13 protein-coding genes are annotated in these 18,743 nt (G+C 55.7%); 8 read left to right on the top strand and 5 right to left on the bottom strand.

Translation table 11 applies throughout. The features are described from left to right. Nucleotides 1–86 precede the first annotated feature (86 nt). From Pla52o_RS17955 to Pla52o_RS17945, 3 genes are all read left to right on the top strand, one after another. On the top strand, nt 87–1,205 hold the full coding sequence (locus Pla52o_RS17955) for a mandelate racemase/muconate lactonizing enzyme family protein (protein ID WP_146595982.1): 1,119 nt from the start codon (nt 87–89) through the stop codon (nt 1,203–1,205). A 55-nt stretch (nt 1,206–1,260) separates the two neighbouring features. Beyond that, nucleotides 1,261–2,310 (top strand): succinylglutamate desuccinylase/aspartoacylase family protein, encoded by a 1,050-nt coding sequence (locus Pla52o_RS17950; RefSeq protein WP_146595981.1) that lies wholly within the window; start codon nt 1,261–1,263, stop codon nt 2,308–2,310. 272 nt (nt 2,311–2,582) lie between these two features. Next, a complete protein-coding gene (locus Pla52o_RS17945) occupies nt 2,583–4,100 on the top strand; it encodes an alpha-amylase family protein (RefSeq protein ID WP_146595980.1) in 1,518 nt (505 codons plus the stop codon). Nucleotides 4,101–4,218: 118 nt separating this feature from the next. Here Pla52o_RS17945 and Pla52o_RS17940 read toward each other — a convergent pair whose 3' ends face one another. From Pla52o_RS17940 to cls, 4 genes are all read right to left on the bottom strand, one after another. Then, complete coding sequence (locus tag Pla52o_RS17940; RefSeq protein WP_146595979.1) at nt 4,219–5,772, bottom strand: hypothetical protein; 1,554 nt, start codon at nt 5,770–5,772, stop codon at nt 4,219–4,221. A 459-nt stretch (nt 5,773–6,231) separates the two neighbouring features. After that, the gene (locus Pla52o_RS17935; protein ID WP_146595978.1) at nt 6,232–7,296 is read right to left on the bottom strand and encodes a dihydrodipicolinate synthase family protein; all 1,065 of its coding nucleotides are present in this window, start codon (nt 7,294–7,296) and stop codon (nt 6,232–6,234) included. Between the two features lie 69 nt (nt 7,297–7,365). Beyond that, complete coding sequence (locus tag Pla52o_RS17930) at nt 7,366–8,397, bottom strand: NAD-dependent epimerase/dehydratase family protein (RefSeq protein WP_231612457.1); 1,032 nt, start codon at nt 8,395–8,397, stop codon at nt 7,366–7,368. Nucleotides 8,398–8,521: 124 nt separating this feature from the next. Then, nucleotides 8,522–10,117: a cardiolipin synthase gene (cls, locus tag Pla52o_RS17925; RefSeq protein ID WP_146595976.1), complete on the bottom strand. Its 1,596-nt coding sequence runs from the start codon at nt 10,115–10,117 to the stop codon at nt 8,522–8,524. A gap of 313 nt (nt 10,118–10,430) precedes the next feature. Between cls and Pla52o_RS17920 the strand changes: the two genes are divergently transcribed. The 4 genes from Pla52o_RS17920 to Pla52o_RS17905 all read left to right on the top strand — a co-directional run bounded on the left by Pla52o_RS17920 (nt 10,431) and on the right by Pla52o_RS17905 (nt 15,831). Next, complete coding sequence (locus Pla52o_RS17920) at nt 10,431–10,871, top strand: PGPGW domain-containing protein (protein WP_146595975.1); 441 nt, start codon at nt 10,431–10,433, stop codon at nt 10,869–10,871. 540 nt (nt 10,872–11,411) lie between these two features. Further along, nucleotides 11,412–12,530 carry an alkaline phosphatase D family protein gene (locus Pla52o_RS17915; protein ID WP_231612456.1) on the top strand — a complete coding sequence of 373 codons (1,119 nt, stop codon included), beginning with the start codon at nt 11,412–11,414 and terminating at the stop codon, nt 12,528–12,530. Nucleotides 12,531–12,766: 236 nt separating this feature from the next. Beyond that, nucleotides 12,767–14,350: an arylsulfatase gene (locus tag Pla52o_RS17910; RefSeq protein ID WP_146595974.1), complete on the top strand. Its 1,584-nt coding sequence runs from the start codon at nt 12,767–12,769 to the stop codon at nt 14,348–14,350. 74 nt (nt 14,351–14,424) lie between these two features. Next, the gene (locus Pla52o_RS17905) at nt 14,425–15,831 is read left to right on the top strand and encodes a pyridoxal phosphate-dependent decarboxylase family protein (RefSeq protein ID WP_146595973.1); all 1,407 of its coding nucleotides are present in this window, start codon (nt 14,425–14,427) and stop codon (nt 15,829–15,831) included. A 48-nt stretch (nt 15,832–15,879) separates the two neighbouring features. On the opposite strand, the gene Pla52o_RS17900 is transcribed toward Pla52o_RS17905, so the two are convergent. Beyond that, nucleotides 15,880–17,715 (bottom strand): alpha-amylase family glycosyl hydrolase, encoded by a 1,836-nt coding sequence (locus tag Pla52o_RS17900; RefSeq protein ID WP_146595972.1) that lies wholly within the window; start codon nt 17,713–17,715, stop codon nt 15,880–15,882. A gap of 426 nt (nt 17,716–18,141) precedes the next feature. On the opposite strand from Pla52o_RS17900, the gene Pla52o_RS17895 reads away from it, so the two are divergent. Continuing rightward, nucleotides 18,142–18,642, top strand: coding sequence for a hypothetical protein (locus tag Pla52o_RS17895; protein ID WP_146595971.1), 501 nt, complete (start codon nt 18,142–18,144; stop codon nt 18,640–18,642). Nucleotides 18,643–18,743 lie beyond the last annotated feature (101 nt).

Below are 18,743 nucleotides of genomic sequence, written 5' to 3'. Positions count from 1 at the left end.
AAGAGTCACGGGTCCCTCGCTCACGCGTCGGCTTACCCAAAACCAATGCCCCCCATCAACATGAAGACCACGAAAGCGATCGCTGGATGAAAATTGCTCAAATTATTTGCCAAGTATTACGTTCCAAATCGGTTGTCAACAAGACAGCCAGTTGCCAGGACCTAGTGCTCGTTCGCGTGCGAACGGACGATGGGCTCGAAGGCATTGGAGAAGCCGATTCGTCCCCCGAAGTGGTCAAGGCGATCATCGATGCCCCTTTTTCACACAACATCGCCTGTGGGCTGCGTGAGATTTTGGTCGGTGAGAATCCGCTCGAAACCGATCGGTTGTGGCAAAAGATGTACCGTCAAACGATGTATTTCGGTCGCTCAAGTGTCACTCTTTCGGCGATGAGTGCCATCGACATGGCGCTGTGGGATTTGAAAGGGAAATATTTCGGTGAACCGATCCACCGACTGCTCGGCGGCAAACAACACGATCGATTCCGCGCGTACGCGTCGATTTTATTTGGCAAAGACGGCTCCGAAACTCGCGAGATCGGACAACGCTGGATCGAAAATGGCTACTCGGCCGTCAAGTTTGGCTGGGAACCCATGGGGGAATCTGAAGCGGTCGATTTGGACCTTGTCGCCGGGGCCCGCGAAGGCATCAAGGATGCGACGTTGTTGGTTGATGCCGGATGTGTTTGGGATGCGAGGACGGCGTTACGGCGTGCTCACGCGTTCCAACCGTTCAATGTCGAATGGCTCGAAGAACCCCTACGTCCCGATGACGTCGAAGGCTATCGGTGGCTTCGCGATCGCTCACCGATCCCAATCGCCGCGGGCGAAGAAGAGTGCGGACGCACTGCGTTTCGGCCGTTAATCGATGCGCGAGCGTTGGACGTTTACCAGATCGATATCGCTCGAAACGGATTCACCGACGCCGCCTATCTGCGTCAACGCATTGAGGAGATCGGGGCGCGTCCGTGCAACCATTGTTACACCAGTCCGCTAACCGAAGCGGCGAGTTTGCATTGGTTGAGCACGTGTCGCGACGCGTTCCTGTTTGAGGATTGTGTCGAGGACGAACCGATGCGTCACGAGTTGGCGATTGAAAAAATCCAGGCCGAAGATGGCTGGATCGAAGTGCCCGATCGCCCCGGACTTGGGGTCACCTTGAATGAAGATTTTGTGGCCGCGCATGTGGTTGCACGCTCAGAATAACGCGTCCTCCCCCTCTCCCTTCCCTCCTCCCTCCCGCTGAAAGCCAGGCAACACGATGACGAATTCACCTATTAAAACCGAGATCGACTTTTCCGCGCCGGGTCGACAAGTGGGAATCCTAACGGTCCCGTACTCGTACAACCTGAGCGGTTGGGCCCAACTGCAAATTCCGATCGCAACGATCGCGCGGGGAGAGGGCCCCACGGTCTTGTTGATGGCCGGTAACCATGGTGACGAGTACCCGGGGCAAATCGCGATCATGCGACTGCTACGCGAACTGAAACTCGAAGAGATCACCGGTCGTGTGATTTTGATCCCATCGCTGAACATCCCCGCTGCGAAGGCGTCCACACGATTGTCGCCTGTCGATGGGATGAATCTGAACCGCTGCTTTCCGGGTGACCCAGGCGGCACGGTCTCTCAGATCATTGCCGACTATTTGACCACGGTTTTGTTTCCCTTGAGCGATGTGGTGATCGACCTGCATACGGGTGGACGCGGTGTCTACTTCTTTCCCTGTGCTCATATGCATTTGGTCGAGAATTTGGAACAACGTCAACGGATGGCCGGAGCGACCTTGGCTTACAACACCGATTTGGCGTTTTTGTACAGCGACATTGCCGGCACGGGATTGCTGCCCGTTGAAGCCGAGAGCCAGGGCAAAACGGTGGTGACTACCGAAATGGGAGGCGGAGAGGTCACCACACGCGCCATCCATCGTCTTTCCCAAGAAGGGCTTCGCAACGTGTTGATTCACGTCGGGGTGCTGGAGGGTCAAGAGCAGACGCGAAGTAGCTTGGATCTACCGCCGACACGTTGGGTTCAGGCGCTGGATTCAGGGGATTACATCTTCGCTGCGGAATCGGGTTTATACGAAAGTTTGGTTGACGTGGGTGACGATGTCAGTGCCGGTCAACCGCTTGGGGCGATTCACTTCATTGAGCGTCCCGACCGCCAGCCTACGATCATTGAAGCGCCTTCCTCGGGCGTCGTGATCGCGCATCGCGGCCCCACGGTGACACAGCAAGGCGACATCGCCGTCTGTCTCGCCCACGACGTCCCGGCAGACGTGATTGCCACGTTTGCAAGCTCTAACAAACGATAACTGGTGATGTGGCGGTGATCGGGGACGCTTTAGCATGTTGATGCGTCCCCTTTCTCCAAACGCCCTTCCTGATTGCAACCAACACGCAATGGAAACATCGCGGTTGAACTTGCGGGTAGTACGGATTCGAGTCCACAACCGAGCGTCGAGTCCGCACCCTCGGGGCGATCGCGGAGACCTTCCATCCTACGATGCTCGCAGGTCTCTTCGGCTCTATTTTACCTACGTAGCCATTCCACCTGTTTCATCGCTATTTCTCAGGAATTCAGCCGATGCTTCGACGCGGATTTTTCAAATCAGGCAGCCAGGCTATCGCAGCGGGTTCGATCGCACTGGGCTCCTCCGCCTTAGTCAGTGCGAAGGCGGAGGCGTGCGTCCCATCGGCGACATCCGATCGATCGCCATCGTTGCTGCGAGACTACAGCGAGCAGGATCATCGAAATCGACTGCAAAACATCGGCTTGTGTACCGCGGCGATTCGCGATTGCATGCGAAAGCACCTGGTTACCAATTATTTACCGGCTCAATGCTGTTACAACCTTGGCGAATATCCGGCCCGACAACCCTGGAACCCCGGCGACGCTGACGAACAAGAACTCGATCGTTTAAAAGCGATCGGGGTGCAGGTAATTCAGGTCTTTGACGACTGGAATGATTCGCTACGGTTGTTTGGCGGCGACAAGTACAGCGCCGTCAATCCCGAGGGTTATCATCGGTTTATCGAGATGGTACATCGCCGCGGCATGAAGGTGTTAACCTATGTCTCCACTGGGTTTATTCAGCGTTCTGATCCCGATTTCGATCCAAAATGGAGTAGTGAATGGAACCATTTGAAGGTCGGCTACTGGTCCATGGCTCGGTGTTCGCCAGCAAGCCCAGGTTGGCGCGCATTTGTGATGAAGAAGATTGTCCAAATCATGGACGAGTATGGTAACGACGGTATCTATGTCGACACCGGCTATCTGATGAATCGCCACGGATACAAACATCGGATGGAAGCGCCCGTTGATGAAATCGTTGCCTTTGAAGAGACCCCCGAGCATGATGGAGCGTTTGCAGACATGCTGGCACTGGTTTATGCCGAAGTCAAACATCGCGGTGGTATCCTTAAACTCCATGTCGACGGAACCGACCGGCCCCTGACCGACTTGAAAACGTACGACTATCTGTGGGTAGGTGAAGGCGTGCGCAACGCAGACGAGATGCGTGAAAAAGTAAAAAAACACGCTCCGTACTTGGTGCCGTGTTTGGACATGGGGTTCACCACACTCGAAGCAGCCCACGAACCCTATTTGCACTCAATCCCCTACCTGCAGTTTCCGGTCACGATGGGAGGCAGAATCTTTACTGGCGAACGGGGCATGATTCCTGGGATCGAGTACAAGGACGATTTTTGGATGAAGCGATGCCGTGATGCTTGGCAACAATACCAGACCGATCCCAGCAAATTACACACCTACAGTGCGTGGGACGAAGTTCCCGGCAGCCCCGAAACAAGAGCCACCTATGCACGATGGCTCAAACGCTACCAACCGCTGGTCGAAGAAGGAACTTGGGCTTGGCTGGAGATCGGCGACTCGAACCTATTTACCACGCCGCTTCCTGAGGGAGTTGTCGCCTCGGCGTTTGCCAATCGCCAACTGCACTTAGTGCTGGCGAACTACCATCGTGAAGCGGTCTCGGTGGAGACATCCGATGCGTATGTGCTTGATGAGAATGCATCATCGCCGGCCAAGAAGAGCTGGAACATCCCAGCTCGATCACTGCTGATTTTGCGGCGTCCGGTGTAATTCGTTGGCATTGAAATTACGGACTGCAATTCTACTTCCAAACGGTTCACGCTTGGTTCCATCCCAAGCGTGAATTGCGTCCTGCATCATGGGTTGTCTGATGTCGGCGGTTAGCCGCTTACAGCTTTCCTAACATCTCCGCAACTTTGACTTCATACAACTGTTGCCACTGAGGATCGAGGATGCAATCGCTGTCTTCCTGGGCGCCCCCTACGTTGGCGAGTTGCTCCGCGGTTGGCGCGTAATAGATGTAGCCGTTGGTGTAGCCAGCGACAAAGGTGTGTGGGTGAGGAGACCGCTCTTTGATATTCAATCCGATCCGCACGGTCAATTCTCCGGGAAAGGTCGTCAACACAAAATCGCCGATCCGCACCGCAGCGAGCTCCACGTCAATCGTGCGTTTCCCCGAGTCCACTAAGCTTTGCTGATGCTTTCGCAATAGGGCGAGGTTGGTATTCACTCGCGTCAATTCCTCCATCGTGTGGATGTTGTTGATGTAGGCATTCATATTGCGACGATTCTCGGCGTCGAGTCGGCTAAGGTCATTGCGGCCCAATTTTTCGTCGAGTAAATATCGATGCGAGTAATACGACGGAAATTCGCCTGACAGATTGTACTTCACCACCAACGGCAAAAACGTCTTGAGATTCAAACTGGTCCCACCGAGCGAATTCAGCAATCGTTGCTGCTCGGCTTCGAGTTGAAAGATACGCTCGGTGCGATCCCCTCGAGGCAGCGTAAGCGTTTCGCTGACCAATTCAAAACGAGCATCCTCGCGGCACTCAATTTTGCGAAGCCCCTGTAACGCGCTCAGTCCCAACAGATTCCCCAGCGGTTCAGCGCTACGTGCGTTCTCGACGTCCTTGTACATGACCGGGTTGATGTCGCCCCCGCAACCTTGCAGAAACAGGGCAAGCGTGTCATCGCTTAGATTTTCTTCGATCACTTTCGAAGCAAAGCCGATGATGTCTGCGGTATTTCCGCCGCTAGGCACTCCTTGAATCGGATGACAAGCAAAGTTGTAGACGACCGCCAACGTGCTGCCATCGAGCCGATCGAGACGCAACAGACCGATCTGGGGATCGACAGGTCCAACTTCGGCAACCTGCTCATCGGGCGGCAGCGCGTAAGCGTGACGAACGTCGGCTTCTTTCCCACTTTTCAGCTTCAGTCGTCGGTTCTCCATGATGCGATCCTCGTGCCCCTCGCCCGCACCGATCTTCACCGGCACTAAATTCTCCGCCGCCTTTTTCACTGCCTGCACGGTCCGCGCGTCCACGTCGGCACAAACAACTCCGTGACAATGGCTGGCGTTGACGAGCACTTGAGAGGGAGCGATCCCGAGCTCTTTTTCTAGCTGCGAACGAACCTTGGGTAGGTAGTCATTCTTGATGTGCCCAATTTCGCCAATCGCGACGGCATCCACCGTGACCAACACCGCGGTGGTTGTGTCCGACTTGAGCACAAGCGCTTTGACATACAACGGATCGTTGACCGGTCCCGCTTCCCGATTCGTAATATCGACTTTGGCAACACCGGCCCTCAACGATGCCGCATGCCCGGGCGATGACGCCAAACCGACGCTCCCAATGATTGCTGCGAAAAGCAGCAAGGGGACTGCACTTGGAATCACCGGGAAGGGCTTCGCTCTGCGTAGAATCGCTTTCTTCATGTTCTAATCCGTGGTGGGTACGATGCACATTTGAGATCAAAGGTGCAGCTATCTTAACGGAAAAGAAAGCGTGTTGGGGGGGGATTCATCCGGAACGGCGGCGGGTCTACTCCGCGGTGGTCGCCGCCACGTTTCCAGATGGTCCCGGTGGTCAGCACGGCGGCAGAAGTTTTTCAGTCGATTAGCCGTTTTGGCAATTAGCCGTTTGAGCGATTGCCCAGATATTGCAAAACCCGACGCGTCAGCGAGGGACTGAATCAAGAGTGAGGGGCCCTCGCTAACACTTCGGGTTATGATTTTGAATGGCGCACATCACTCCAATGTCGTAACGGTTTTCGGAGAAAACGGTTACGACATTCCTGGTCGTTCCGATGCAATATCCGGGGATTGCGTCCAAACGGCGAAGGGGATTTTATCCATGATTCGTGCCTAGCTGCTTATCGGAACGCCGCTTCGCCGTTAGGCAAGCCACTCGTCGAGATGCTCGGCCACAAAGGCATCGTCATTCATGTCGGGATAGGATTGATGGACGCGATCGAGTTGCTCCGCTTGGCCTGGGCTCAAGGTTTCGCGGGGATCGAGACACCACGTCCCCTCTAGCAATCCTTGGCGCCGCAGCACTTCGTGGATCCCTGGGATGCAACCGTGAAATCCGTTAGCGGCATCAAACAACGCGGCATTGGCATCGGTCACCTGGGCCGCCCGGGTCATCATCTCCATTGGAATGGAACCCGATTGGCGGATCTGTTTGCATTGATCCAAGAGCGCGACCGCTTTCTGAGTCCAGCAGGCCCAGTGCCCGAGCAACCCACCGACGATCGGGATCCGCTTTTCTCCTTGAGCGGTCGGAAACACGAACTCGGTCAACAAATCGCAAACGATGTTGTCATCGTTCCCCGTATAGAGCGCGATGTCGTCGCGTCCGGAATCGGCAACCGCCCGCACAACCTCAAGCGTCTGATAGCGGTTGAAGGGAGCCATCTTGATCGCGACCACGTTTTCAATTTCAGCGAAGCGACGCCAAAATGCGTACGGTAATTCGCAGCCGCCCACGGCGGGTTGCAAATAGAATCCGACCACCGGGATAACTTCCGCAACACGGCGGCAATGATCGATCAACTCGTCGAGGCTGCGCTCGGCGTGACCAGCCAAACTGAGTAGCCCCACATGATATTTCAAGTCATGCAGCAATTCAGCTTCCTTGATCGCTTGCTCGGTTTGCCCAAGGATCCCACCGACACGGACGATCGGCCGGTCAAGCGTCTGTTCTTGGTTCGCTAATTCTTCAGCGGTCAATTCGAGCACCGGGCGAAGCAAATCGTATTGTGGCTGGCGGATTTCAAACTGCGTGGTATGAACCGCGACAGCGACTCCACCGGCGCCCGCGTTGGCATAGTATCGAATCAGCGCCCGTTGACGTCGTTCATCGAACCGCCGCTCCGCCGTCAACGCAAGCGGGCAAGCGGGAATTGCGATACCATCGCGAAGCAAATTTTGGATTGAGGGTGCAAGTGGTTGAGCCATCTCTTCTCTTGTTCTTTAAAATTGCAGGACGTCGACTTTGTCGTGAATCAATATTGACTCAGTCGCGGATCAATATTTGCCGTCACGAACTTGAAAACCGGTTGGCTTGTTATGCGTCGGTTCGCCGCGGCGAATCCAATCCGCCGTCCACTGGATCACCGTTTGCACCGGCACCTGGGGGTAACCAAAATTTTCTTGGCAACGTTGGCCGTTCGTCAACAAACAAGAGGGGGATTCGGTCCCCACAAAACGAACTTCTTTGTCAAACAATTTACCGAACGACTCCGCGATCCCACGCACACTGAGCAATTCCGGTCCGACAATATTAACCACAAACGGCGGGCTGCTAACGTTCGCCAGCGATGCCAACGCCATCGCATTGGCATCCCCCTGCCAAATCACGTTGCAATGTCCCATGGTCACATCGACGGGCTTCTCGGCAAGCACCATTTTGGCGATATCAACTAACACGCCATAGCGAGGTTCGACGGCATAATTCAATCGCAAAATCGATGTCGGCGTGCCATTGGTCCTGCTGAAATACTCCACGATGCGTTCGCGACCGAGACAACTCATGCTGTACTCGTCGGTCGGGTTCAGCGGATCGGTCTCGACGGCACCGCCGCGAACCAGCTCACTCAACCCATACACGCAACCGGTCGAGTAGGCGACCACTCGGCTATCGCGATAACGCTGCATCACGGTCCCCGGCAAAAAACTGTTCATCGCCCAGGTCAGCGATGGATCGTCGCTGACTCCGAACTTGTGCCCCGCCAAGTACAGGATATTTTCCGCATCGGGCAAATCGGCCAATTTTTCGGTGTCCAGCAAATCCGCCTGGACCGTCTCGACGCCAAATTCTTCCAACCGTTTCCGGCTGGCGGAATCCGAAAAGCGGGAGATGGCGATAATACGGCGAGGGGTTTCGGCCTGGTCCGACGCACGCTTCGCCATGCGGGCAATGGAAGGTCCGATTTTCCCCCCCGCCCCGAGCACGATGATGTCCCCCGACAAATGCAACATCGTCGAGATCACGGCGTCGGTGGGCCGGCTAATCAATTCTTCAAGTTGGGTGATGTCCGTCGCTGGAATATGTTGCATCGAGTTCATCGCCGAAGGTACCTAATGTTTGCGAGTGCTTATTTATCCGCACGTAGGATACCCGGTTTCGCGGCCAAGCAAAGGTCTAGGACGGCAAAGATTGCGTGGGGGCACCCCACCTGGCTCACTGCACGGGGGCAAGCAATCGAGCCCCGCGAACGAGCAGTTCGAAGAAGAAATGACGGTCGGTCAACTCGCTTCCCGGGGCCGGTGTACATCGGAGAAAATCGTGCTCCAGCATCTCAGCGACTCGGCCGGCAAAGCCCTTGTCAAAGAACACCATCATCACCTCGAAATTTAGGCGAAACGATCGATTGTCAAAATTCGCGGTACCGATCGACGCAAATTCATCGTCCACGAGAATCACCTTCTGATGCATAAAACGACCGCCGTAACGAAACATTTTCACCCCCGCCAATTCCATCTCCGGCAGGTAGGAAAACGACGAAAGCCAAACCAGCGTGGAGTCGGATTTTTCCGGAATGATGACGCGAACGTCCACCCCGCGCAATGCCGCTAACTGAAGCGCCGTGGACATCTGTTGGTCTGGAACGAAGTAAGGCGTCGCGATCCAAATCCGATCCTTGGCATGGTTGATGGCCTGCAGAAAAAAGAAGGAAGCGGTCTCAAAATCGTCGGCCGGTCCGCTGGGAAGACAGATCCCGTGGATGTCTCCCGATGCCGATGGCCTCGGGGTCCATTCCAATTGTTCGAGTAATTCGTCACTGACCGAGTGCCAATCTTCGGCGAACACGATCTGACAACATTGGACGATCGGTCCGGTGAACGACACGTGGGTGTCACGATAGACGCCTAGATCACCACCGTCGCTGAGGTACTCGTCCCCCACATTGAGCCCACCCACAAAGGCCTCTCGCCCGTCGACGATCACAATTTTCCGGTGATTGCGAAAGTTCAGACGGGTCGTCGAACCTGATTCGAGCGGCGAATTGAAACCATAGCACCGCACGCCACCCGCTCTCAATTCATCGAGATACTGCTGTGACAGATCGCGGCTTCCGTACTCGTCGTATAGTAACAGCACGCGAACCCCTTGCTTCGCTTTGCTGAGCAACAACTGTTGAAACCGCTTGCCAAGTTCATCATCACGCAGAATGTAGAACTCGACCAGAATGTAGGAGGTGGCTTGCTCGATCGACGCAAAGATGGTGGGGAATGCTTGCTGACCGTCAGCGAGGATTTCGGCGGAGTTTCCCCGCGTCAAGGGAAAGTGAACAAGTCTGCTGAGCAAGCGTTGCGTGTCGTTCTCAGGCGAAACCACCAGCTCCGCTTCGCTGAGATCTTGTTTCAGCCGCTTAAGAATGTGTGCCCCTTTTGATTGTCGGGCGCGATAGGCGATCGCTTGCTCTCCATAGTCCGTCTCTCCAATCGCCCAGTAGACAGGAACCGCAAGGTAGGGGAACGTGTTGAGCGTCACCATCCACGCGATCGCCCCTTGAGGCGTCCGCGACTCGGTCAAAACATTGACCGATGAAACGAACCCAAGCAGATGAGCGATCAAGACGATCGTGCCGGTAATACTTCGTCGGTGGATCCGCATCCAAGCGACCGCTCGCCGCGACCGCTGGTGTCGTAGATAGAGCAGACGAACCGGCCGCCACAACCAGCGTGAAATCGCCTCTCGCTTGCGACGCCATCCGTCAAACCACCGCCTTAGAAAGTGTCGCGGTTGGCTTGTGGTTTCGCCGGATGGATTCATCGTAGTCAACTCGTCCGTCAGAGCTTGTCAGTCAAAGTAGGCTCGGAGGGAAAGCTCCGCAGCGACAATCAACGCCAACACAGTGCCAGTGCAGCTTTTGTGCCAAGTGCGTGAATGAGCGTGGAACAAGAATTGCTAATTCATCTGGCGACGAAACGAGACTCTTGATTCGGGGGGCAACGGACTCCGTGCGAAGTATCGAGGCGATCGCCAAACCGAGTCTTCATCATCGTTAAAATGTTTCATCGTCGTTAAAATGAAGAGACCCCCGATTCAGACACCCCGCTACTAAGCCCCACTTTCGACCATCCGCATGGGAATGACCTCAACGATGCAGCAATCTGGTGAATTGATCACTGAGCCGATGTTTTGGTGGGTCGCGGCAGCGTCAGGGCTCGTGTTTGTCGCGTCGTTGGTCGCGGTTCCTTGGGTGATCATCCGGCTACCTTCGAATTACTTCAATCACCCACACCGCATCTTCCTTAAACCGAACGGCAACAAGGCGGGGTTTTATTCGCTCGTGGTGCTAAAGAACTTGGTCGGCGCCGCCTTTCTCGCGATGGGAGTTGCGATGTTGGTGCTTCCCGGCCAAGGTTTGCTCACGATCTTGATCGGTCTCTCGCTCATTGAGTTCCCTGGAAAATATCGACTTCAGCAATTCCTGATCTCACGCCCCTTCGTTCGCAGACCTTTGAACTGGATCCGACATCAAGCCGGAAAACCCGATTTCGAAATTTCGTCGCCCATGCAATGAGTCGCCGTAATGATCGGAGGTGATCGTCGGGTCCGCATCCTGGACTCGTGGCCGAGTTGAGATCCGATGGATTCGTCTGCACGCCTCTCTAAATCGCTTGAGCGTGGAACCGGTCGATCGCGTCGCACGAGTTTCGCTGTCCTGCCCGCTGCCATCCTGCCCGCCGCTGTCCTGCCCGCCGCTGTCCTGCCCGCTGCTGTCCTCTCGCTGCCCTGCCCGCCGCTGTCATAACGCCAGTCGTTATGATCTCGCACTCGCTCACTCGCTAAGCCGCACCACCGCCCGCGAAAACACGGGACGTGCTTCCATTTGTATTGCATTCGTAGCCCCCACTTCAGGATCGAGTTGGGCCCAGCGTGCCATCGCCCATCGAGACCAACAATCCGTTAAGCCCGATCGCGGGTGAATCGAATTCGCCTGGGGAACGATCGGTCCATCACGTTCGCTTCGCTAGCGTCTTCCATCGCCACAGCGACTATACTGTGTGCTCGCCACGCCCCTGCGGTCACCTTCATCGATCTCCAAACGAAAACGCGAACCATGTTACGACGTTTGCTTCTAAGTTGCTCGCTGTTCTCGCTGCTAGCCGGTCAACCGCTGGCGTGGTGCGCGGAGCCGGACACGGGTTCGCCGGTCACGGGGCCGCCGGGTACGGGAATGCCGGATACGGGGACGCCGGTCAATCGAGTCCTTTTTGGATCTTGTATCCGCCAGGATCGCCCCACGCCGATCCTGCAGACGATGATGCGTGCGGCGCCCCAGTTGCTGCTCTTTCTAGGTGACAATATCTATGCGGACACATCGGATATCAAGGTGATGCGTGCCAAATACAAACAGTTGTCCAGCAACGAGAGCTTCAAGCGTTTGTGTTCGCTGTGCCCGGTACTCGCGACCTGGGATGATCATGATTACGGGTTGAACGATGGAGGCGCAGACTTTCCTCAGCGAGAAGCGGCGCAGCAAGCGTTCTTGGATTTTTGGGGCGAACCGGAGGACTCCGCCAGACGTCAGCAAGTGGGAATCTATGAAGCGAAAATCTTTGGACCGCCGGGAAAGCGATTGCAAGTGATCATGCTCGACACACGCTATTTTCGCTCGCCGCTGAGAACAGGGACGCGGCGACTAGGCGGTCCGTATATGCCGGACGACGATGCCAAAAAAACAATTTTAGGTGAGGCTCAATGGACGTGGCTCGAGGATCAATTGCGTAAACCAGCCGAGATCCGTTTGATCGGATCGAGCATCCAATTCGTCGCCGAGGCGGCCGGCCAAGAAGCGTGGGCCAATCTACCGCTGGAACGCAAGCGTTTGCTCGACATGATTCGCAGCACGGATGCTGGCGGCGTGCTCGTGCTCAGCGGTGATCGCCACTGGGCTGAGTTTTCGATTGCTCGCGAAGGGGCTGCATATCCGCTGATCGACGTCACATCAAGCAGCTTGAATCAGAAACATCCCCGTGGTACCCCCACCATCAATCGATACCGGGCGATCGATCAAACCTATCATCAAGAAAACTTCGGAGTGATCTCGATTGATTGGGAATTGCCGGACCCGATGATTGCGATCGAAATTCGCGACCTAGAAAATAAAACGCGAATCCACAAAAGCGTTCGCTTGAGTGAACTTCAGGGCGACTCGAGCGACCAACCGTTGCAGTAGAATGATCGTCCCAACGCCAAACCAAGCGATTCGATTTCGAAGCCACTTTGTGAGAACGATGGCCGCCGAGCTCAGATCGCTGAAGTCGCCCCCTGAGTCGCCCCGTGAGCCAGGCGTCGAGCGCTCGCCGAGCCCGCACCCATTCCGCTGAAGCGAACCCGGGATCCCTGCAAGCACTCTCGGCGACGGTTTCATAACGCGATTCGATCCACCGTAATCCTCCTCGAGAGAATGTGATGAAGCAGCTAATCGTGAGCCTCGTGGCCTTGAATTTTCTCCTTTGCAATGTCGCGGCTGCGGAGCAGGAGCGACCGAACATTATCATGGTTATGGCGGACGACCTCGGTTGGTCCGACATCGGCTGTTATGGAGGGGAAATCCGTACGCCTCACATCGACTCGCTGGCCCATGAAGGGCTGCGGTTTACACAGTTCTACAACAATGCCGTGTGTGGCCCGACTCGCGCCTCGCTGTTGACGGGGCTCTATTGTCAACAGACCGGACACGCCGGTGAGCATTGGAATCAACCCAAAGACTATTCCAAATGTGTGCTGAGCTCCGAAGTGCTGCGACACGCGGGTTATCAGACGATGATGGTGGGGAAATGGCAAGGCAGCGATCTGCCGCTTGATCGGGGCTTTGATCATTTCTTTGGTCCAATGTGCCAAGGCAAAATCAGCTACTTTCATGATGTCCAAAAAAATCCGTTTTATCTGGACCGCGACCGTTTCCCTCTGCCGAAGGATTTTTATCTCACCGACGCCATCAACGACTATTCCGTCCGCTTCCTCAAAGATGCCATCTCGCATGACAACCCCTTCTTTCTGTACGTAGCACATATCGCTCCCCATTGGCCGCTCCATGCCAAGGAAACCGAGATCGCACCGTATCGAAAACGGTATCGCGACCAGGGATGGGACGAATCGCGAGCCAAGCGGTTCGAATCTCAGCGAGCAAACCAACTTGTTCCGGCGCACTGGAAACTAGCACCACGCCCCGCTGCGATGGGAGCATGGGAAGACCAACGGCACCAGGACTGGCAAGCCGAGCGAATGGCGGTCTACGCCGCTCAAGTTGCCGCCATCGACGAAGGTTTGGGCCAACTCCTAAGCGTCCTGAAGGATAGCGGGAAGGAGCAGAACACCGTCGTGGTGTTTCTGTCGGACAACGGAGCCGCACCCGATGGCGGGATCGGCCCAACACAAGCGGGGTTTGGCTTTGGTCCCAAGCAAGCGAACGATCGCTGGAGAACGGACCAAGTTTCGATTCGACCAGGCAGCGGCCCCAAGAATCTCCCCGGACCGCATGACACTTTTGCCGCTTACGGCGAGGCGTGGGCCACCCTCAGCAACACCCCCTTCCGCAGCACAAAACTTTCTGGCTATGAAGGCGGCATCCGTACCCCGTTGATTGTCAAATGGCCTGAGGGGGTGCGAAAGAATCAAACTTCAAATCAAGTTGGTCATGTGATGGATCTGATGGCAACCTGGCTCGATCTTGCCGAAGTGGAGTACCCGGCTGAGTTTCAAGGCAGGAGCCCACTTGCCATGGAAGGCAAAAGTCTGTTACCAATCTTTGCCGGAAAGCAGCGTCAGGGACATGACGTGCTGTGCTGGAGCGTGCCGCGGCATCACGTCGTCCGGATGGGCAAATGGAAAGCCATTCGTCCGCGTAACGGAGGCGAATGGCAACTATACGACCTCGAGGCTGATGGGACCGAGACGACCAATCTTGCCCCTCAAGAGCCACAACGAGTCGACCAACTGGCCCGTCATTTTGCGTCCTGGCAAGCACGCGTGCACGCTGCCCCCTCGCACTAGTCCGTCAAGACGAGTGCAACCTTGATGTCGCCCGACCCGATTTCCTCTGACCTACCTACAACCACGCCCCCTTTATGTACGAGCCGCTTCACACCGACCACCAACATCTTGAGCAAATTTTGGCGAGCGTGCTTGAGGACAGCGTCCGTATTCTCAGCACGCCTCGTTCCCGTCCGGCCGCCGTCGTTCCGCCGGAAACCGCCCCTGAAACGCTACCCCAGACGGGGATTGGTGCCACCGCAACATTGGACCTTTTCCGATCAAAGTATGCGGACTGGATGAGCGGGTCAGCGGGTCCCCACTACTTTGGTCTTGTCACCGGCGGAGCGACTCCGGCGAGTATCGCGGGCGATTGGCTTACGACCATCTATGACCAGAACGCAACCGGCTCTCCCGACTCAATTGCCCCCCAGATCGAACTTACCGCGATCGGGTTGCTACGCGAGTTGTTTGGTCTCTCGGACGCCTTCGCGGGAGTCTTCGTCTCCGGCGCAACGATGGCAAACTTTGTCGGCTTAGCCACCGCTCGCCAATGGGTCGGGCACCAACGCGGTGTCGATATTGCTCAATCGGGTTTGTCAGGATTGCCGCCCATCCGAGTGCTTTGCGGAACGCCCCACTCCAGTGTGCACAAGGCGCTGGCCATGCTAGGGCTCGGGCGCGATAGCTTGGAGCGGATTGCAACCCTTCCTAAGCGGGAAGCCGTGGACGTCGAAGCACTGCGAAAACGATTGACGGAGTTACGCGAATTGGGCCAACCGTGTTGGGTTGTGGGCAATGCGGGGACCGTCAATAGCGTCGACTACGATGACTTGAACGCATTGGCGGATCTTTGTAGCGAATTCAACGTTTGGTTACATGTCGATGCGGCATTCGGTGGTTTCGCAGCGTGCGTCCCCGAGAAACAATCACTGATTGCGGGGATGGACCGCGCGGACTCGATCACGATTGACGCACATAAATGGCTCAACGTGCCCTACGATTCCGCGATGGTGTTTACACGCCATCTGCATCTGCAACGCGAAGTTTTCCAGAACTCCGCCGCGTATCTCGAGGCCGACCCGAGCCCGACCAATTTCGTGAATCTCACCCCCGAGAACTCGCGTCGATTCCGTGCCTTGCCCGCGTGGTTCACCTTGATGGCTTATGGCCGTGAGGGTTACCGTGAATTGGTGACGCGAAACTGCCACATCGCCGAGCAATTGGGAGAGCGAATTCAAGACTCGGACCAGTTTCAGTTGCTCGCTCCGGTTCGAATGAATGGCATCGTGTTTACCCTCGCTGGTGAAAACGTCACGCAACACTCGATCCAAGAGTATTTGTATCGCGTGCAATCAAGCGGCGTGCTTTACATGACGCCGACGGAATACATGGCAGCACCAGCGATCCGCATTTCCGTGACCAATTGGCGAACCACCCCGCAAGACATTTCGCAAGTATGGAGCGGAATGTTGACTGCGTTGGAGCCCGCATCGACCTGAGTGCTTCTTTAGCGTGCAGACACGCAATGTGTCTTCACTCGGCTCACGCTACTTTGAAAACACGAGTACCGCGTAGGGGCCAAACGAGATCGTACCCGTCGCAGGTAAACCGTCGCGGCTTCTCGCTTCGGCAACGACACCGCCGGTCGATTCATTAGCGAACGCTTCGCTGTAGCCTTTCCAATCGGAGTTCAATCTCAATTTCCAATCCCCAGCGGAAGGGAACCCGATCTCGTAATCTTCCCAACCGCGATTCGCGAAATTGGCGACCACCACCACGCGACCTTGGTCACCGTCACCTGAGCGGACAAAGGCGATCACTTTGTCGCCGTCGTTGACGTGATGCACATCGATGTGCTGGCCCAATAATCCACTTGAATGGCCATCGCGGTTTAGACGCAACCGAATCAAGTCCCGAAACAATCGTTTGATTCCCTTGAATTCATCGGCGCGATCCCAATCGAGCGGGTCGGTGTCATCGAACCAATCGTCTTCAAGCAACTCTTGTCCCTGAAACAACATCGGGATGCCGGGGGCGGTGAGGGCTAAGCCGGCCGCCAGCACCGCACGCTTTTGTGCATGACTACTTTCCGGATTCTCGGGGTCAATCTCCGAGGGAACCCGTGATTTCCCATTGGCAACTTCGTCATGCGATTCGCTGTAAATCACTCGCTGCATCGAATCATCGTTGTAGCGATGACACAATGCATCACGCACGGACCACATATCGCGATGCGCGTCGTCAATCTGTTGGACCGCTTCACGAATCGGATGCACGAACGCGGCGTCCCACTGCGTTGAAAACCCAGCCCCGCCATGGTCATGACGTTTCGTCAACCAATTGTTCGTCTGCAAATCCTCTGCGATCAATAGGCAATTAGGGAATTGCTCGGCCAAGTCACGATTGATCCACTGCATCAATCCCCAACCTTCGCTGATGTCATCGTCACCGATCCCGCTGACCGTACGGATGTATGCAGTCATGTCGTAGCGCAGGCCATCGACATGGTACTCTTCGAGCCACATTTTCGCGTTGTCATAGATAAATTGACGGACTTCGCCTCGTCCGTAATCGGGCCGCGTCTCACCCCACGGCGTCGAGGATCGATGATCGTTGTAAAAGTAGATCCCTCCCTTGTCGTTTTCGCTCCAACCGTCGAACCGCCAAAGATCGAGATCGCTCGGACCAAAGTGGTTGTAAACAACATCCATGACCACGGCGAAGCCTTCGGCATGTGCATTTTTGACAAAGTTCTTAAGCGCCACCGGTCCGCCATAGGCGCTCTCGACCGCAAAGATATGAGCCGGATTGTAGCCCCAGGACAGGTCGCCAGCAAACTCTGCGACCGGCATGATTTGCAACACGTTCACGCCGAGTTGCTTGAGGTGGGGCATCCGCCGGAGCGCATCTTCAAAGCCGCCTGGTTGGTTCTCGTCGCTGCGATGAAACGTCCCGATGTGCATTTCGTAGATCACGATCTCGTTATGCGGCGGCATTTGGAAATCATCTCCGCTCCAATCAAATGACGTATCATGCACAACGCCGTTTCCGATTGAATTGGTCACTTCACGCGCGTACGGATCAATGCGGTTAAACGTCTCTTCACCGCGGGTGATTTGATACTTGTATTCCTGACCGGTCGACGCCGACTCGATGTCAACGTACCAGTATCCGTTGCCTTCGGAATGCATCGGATCGCTGGTGCTGCTCCAATCATTGAAGTCGCCAATCACGCTGACGTGATCCGCGTGGGGTGCCCAAACGCGAAAGGCAACGCCGCCGGAATGTGGGATCGATCCCATGCCAGCATGTTTTTCGCTCTGTGGCTGGCCGAGTGATGATTTGGGGGACGAGTTCGATTCAACCGAAAGGGTAGTACCCATTGCGTTCCTTCAGATTTTTCAAGGGTTAATTCGCCCCTAGGAATAAGGGCCTGATCCCTAAAGCAAAGGCTGTGCCACGCTCGCATCCGCCCAAGGTGGCCCGCTTCTTCGGCTTGACACAACTTCAATCGATGGCAACTCGACGCGACGGGGGGATCGCGTTAAGGTACACAAGTAAACACGCTTTTTATCGCCAGCAGGTCGCAACCCAGCCACGAACACGCTCGGTCGATCACGTCATCAGCGACTCGATCCCGCCCACCTGAGGACACGATCTTTAATCACCCAAACGGTTCTATATCCGACCAAACCAAGATTGAAGAGATTGTGCTGGTCCCCGGCTTTTGCGAGCCGCGTTTGTTTCTATGGCCGCTGTGGTATTCATTAAATCCTCATTGCGAGCACGTTGAATTGTGGCGTGACCGGATGGCCTTTCGTAATCTTGACGCAAGTGTCGCTCGTTTAGCAGCCAGATTGGAAGACGATCATTCGGGGCGCCGCATTGCCTTAGTCACGCATAGCTTCGGCGACTGGGTGGCCCGTCGAGCGATCGCGTCCGCGACTCAACATCGGGTTGCCGCGCTCGTCTCGATCACTCCCGTTCTGCGGACGGGCATCGTGCCTTATCTGATTCACGGTCTAACCGGCAACTTGATCTCTGAAATCGAGGTCATCAACGATCCGATGCGGGCGAGCGCGGATGCGAGCGTCGATAAAAAGATAAAACGGTTGGTACTTTGGGCCCAACTCGATGCGTACGTTCGTCCCCTCGATATCGACGGCGACGACACGATTGCGGTGCATCATTTCCTCAGCACCCATTTGTCGATCATTCTGCAGCCCAACTCGCTACGTTTGATTACGCGTTTCTTGTTCCCCACGCCTGCAACGACTTGTGGGTTGGGAGAGACGCACGCCCGTGAGTAGCCGAGGCTCACCCCTGTGATTTGAAGTTCGGTTAAATCAGCGACTCATCAACGCACGAGTTCCGAAACGAGGTTCCCAAATGAGAAAACCCGCAGCCAACT

Source organism: Novipirellula galeiformis (genome assembly GCF_007860095.1).
GTDB lineage: Bacteria > Planctomycetota > Planctomycetia > Pirellulales > Pirellulaceae > Novipirellula > Novipirellula galeiformis.
The sequence above is the reverse complement of the archived record's forward strand: the minus strand, read 5'-3'. Positions and strand labels throughout refer to the sequence as shown.

Excerpts from the sequence above, each read along its gene's own strand:
- Pla52o_RS17955 (WP_146595982.1), top strand. The coding sequence starts at position 87 with ATGAAAATTGCTCAAATTATTTGCCAAGTATTACGTTCCAAATCGGTT.
- Pla52o_RS17950 (WP_146595981.1), top strand. The coding sequence starts at position 1,261 with ATGACGAATTCACCTATTAAAACCGAGATCGACTTTTCCGCGCCGGGT.
- Pla52o_RS17945 (WP_146595980.1), top strand. The coding sequence starts at position 2,583 with ATGCTTCGACGCGGATTTTTCAAATCAGGCAGCCAGGCTATCGCAGCG.
- Pla52o_RS17940 (WP_146595979.1), bottom strand. The coding sequence starts at position 5,772 with ATGAAGAAAGCGATTCTACGCAGAGCGAAGCCCTTCCCGGTGATTCCA.
- Pla52o_RS17935 (WP_146595978.1), bottom strand. The coding sequence starts at position 7,296 with ATGGCTCAACCACTTGCACCCTCAATCCAAAATTTGCTTCGCGATGGT.
- Pla52o_RS17930 (WP_231612457.1), bottom strand. The coding sequence starts at position 8,397 with ATGCAACATATTCCAGCGACGGACATCACCCAACTTGAAGAATTGATT.
- cls (WP_146595976.1), bottom strand. The coding sequence starts at position 10,117 with ATGAATCCATCCGGCGAAACCACAAGCCAACCGCGACACTTTCTAAGG.
- Pla52o_RS17920 (WP_146595975.1), top strand. The coding sequence starts at position 10,431 with ATGGGAATGACCTCAACGATGCAGCAATCTGGTGAATTGATCACTGAG.
- Pla52o_RS17915 (WP_231612456.1), top strand. The coding sequence starts at position 11,412 with ATGTTACGACGTTTGCTTCTAAGTTGCTCGCTGTTCTCGCTGCTAGCC.
- Pla52o_RS17910 (WP_146595974.1), top strand. The coding sequence starts at position 12,767 with ATGAAGCAGCTAATCGTGAGCCTCGTGGCCTTGAATTTTCTCCTTTGC.
- Pla52o_RS17905 (WP_146595973.1), top strand. The coding sequence starts at position 14,425 with ATGTACGAGCCGCTTCACACCGACCACCAACATCTTGAGCAAATTTTG.
- Pla52o_RS17900 (WP_146595972.1), bottom strand. The coding sequence starts at position 17,715 with ATGGGTACTACCCTTTCGGTTGAATCGAACTCGTCCCCCAAATCATCA.
- Pla52o_RS17895 (WP_146595971.1), top strand. The coding sequence starts at position 18,142 with ATGGCCTTTCGTAATCTTGACGCAAGTGTCGCTCGTTTAGCAGCCAGA.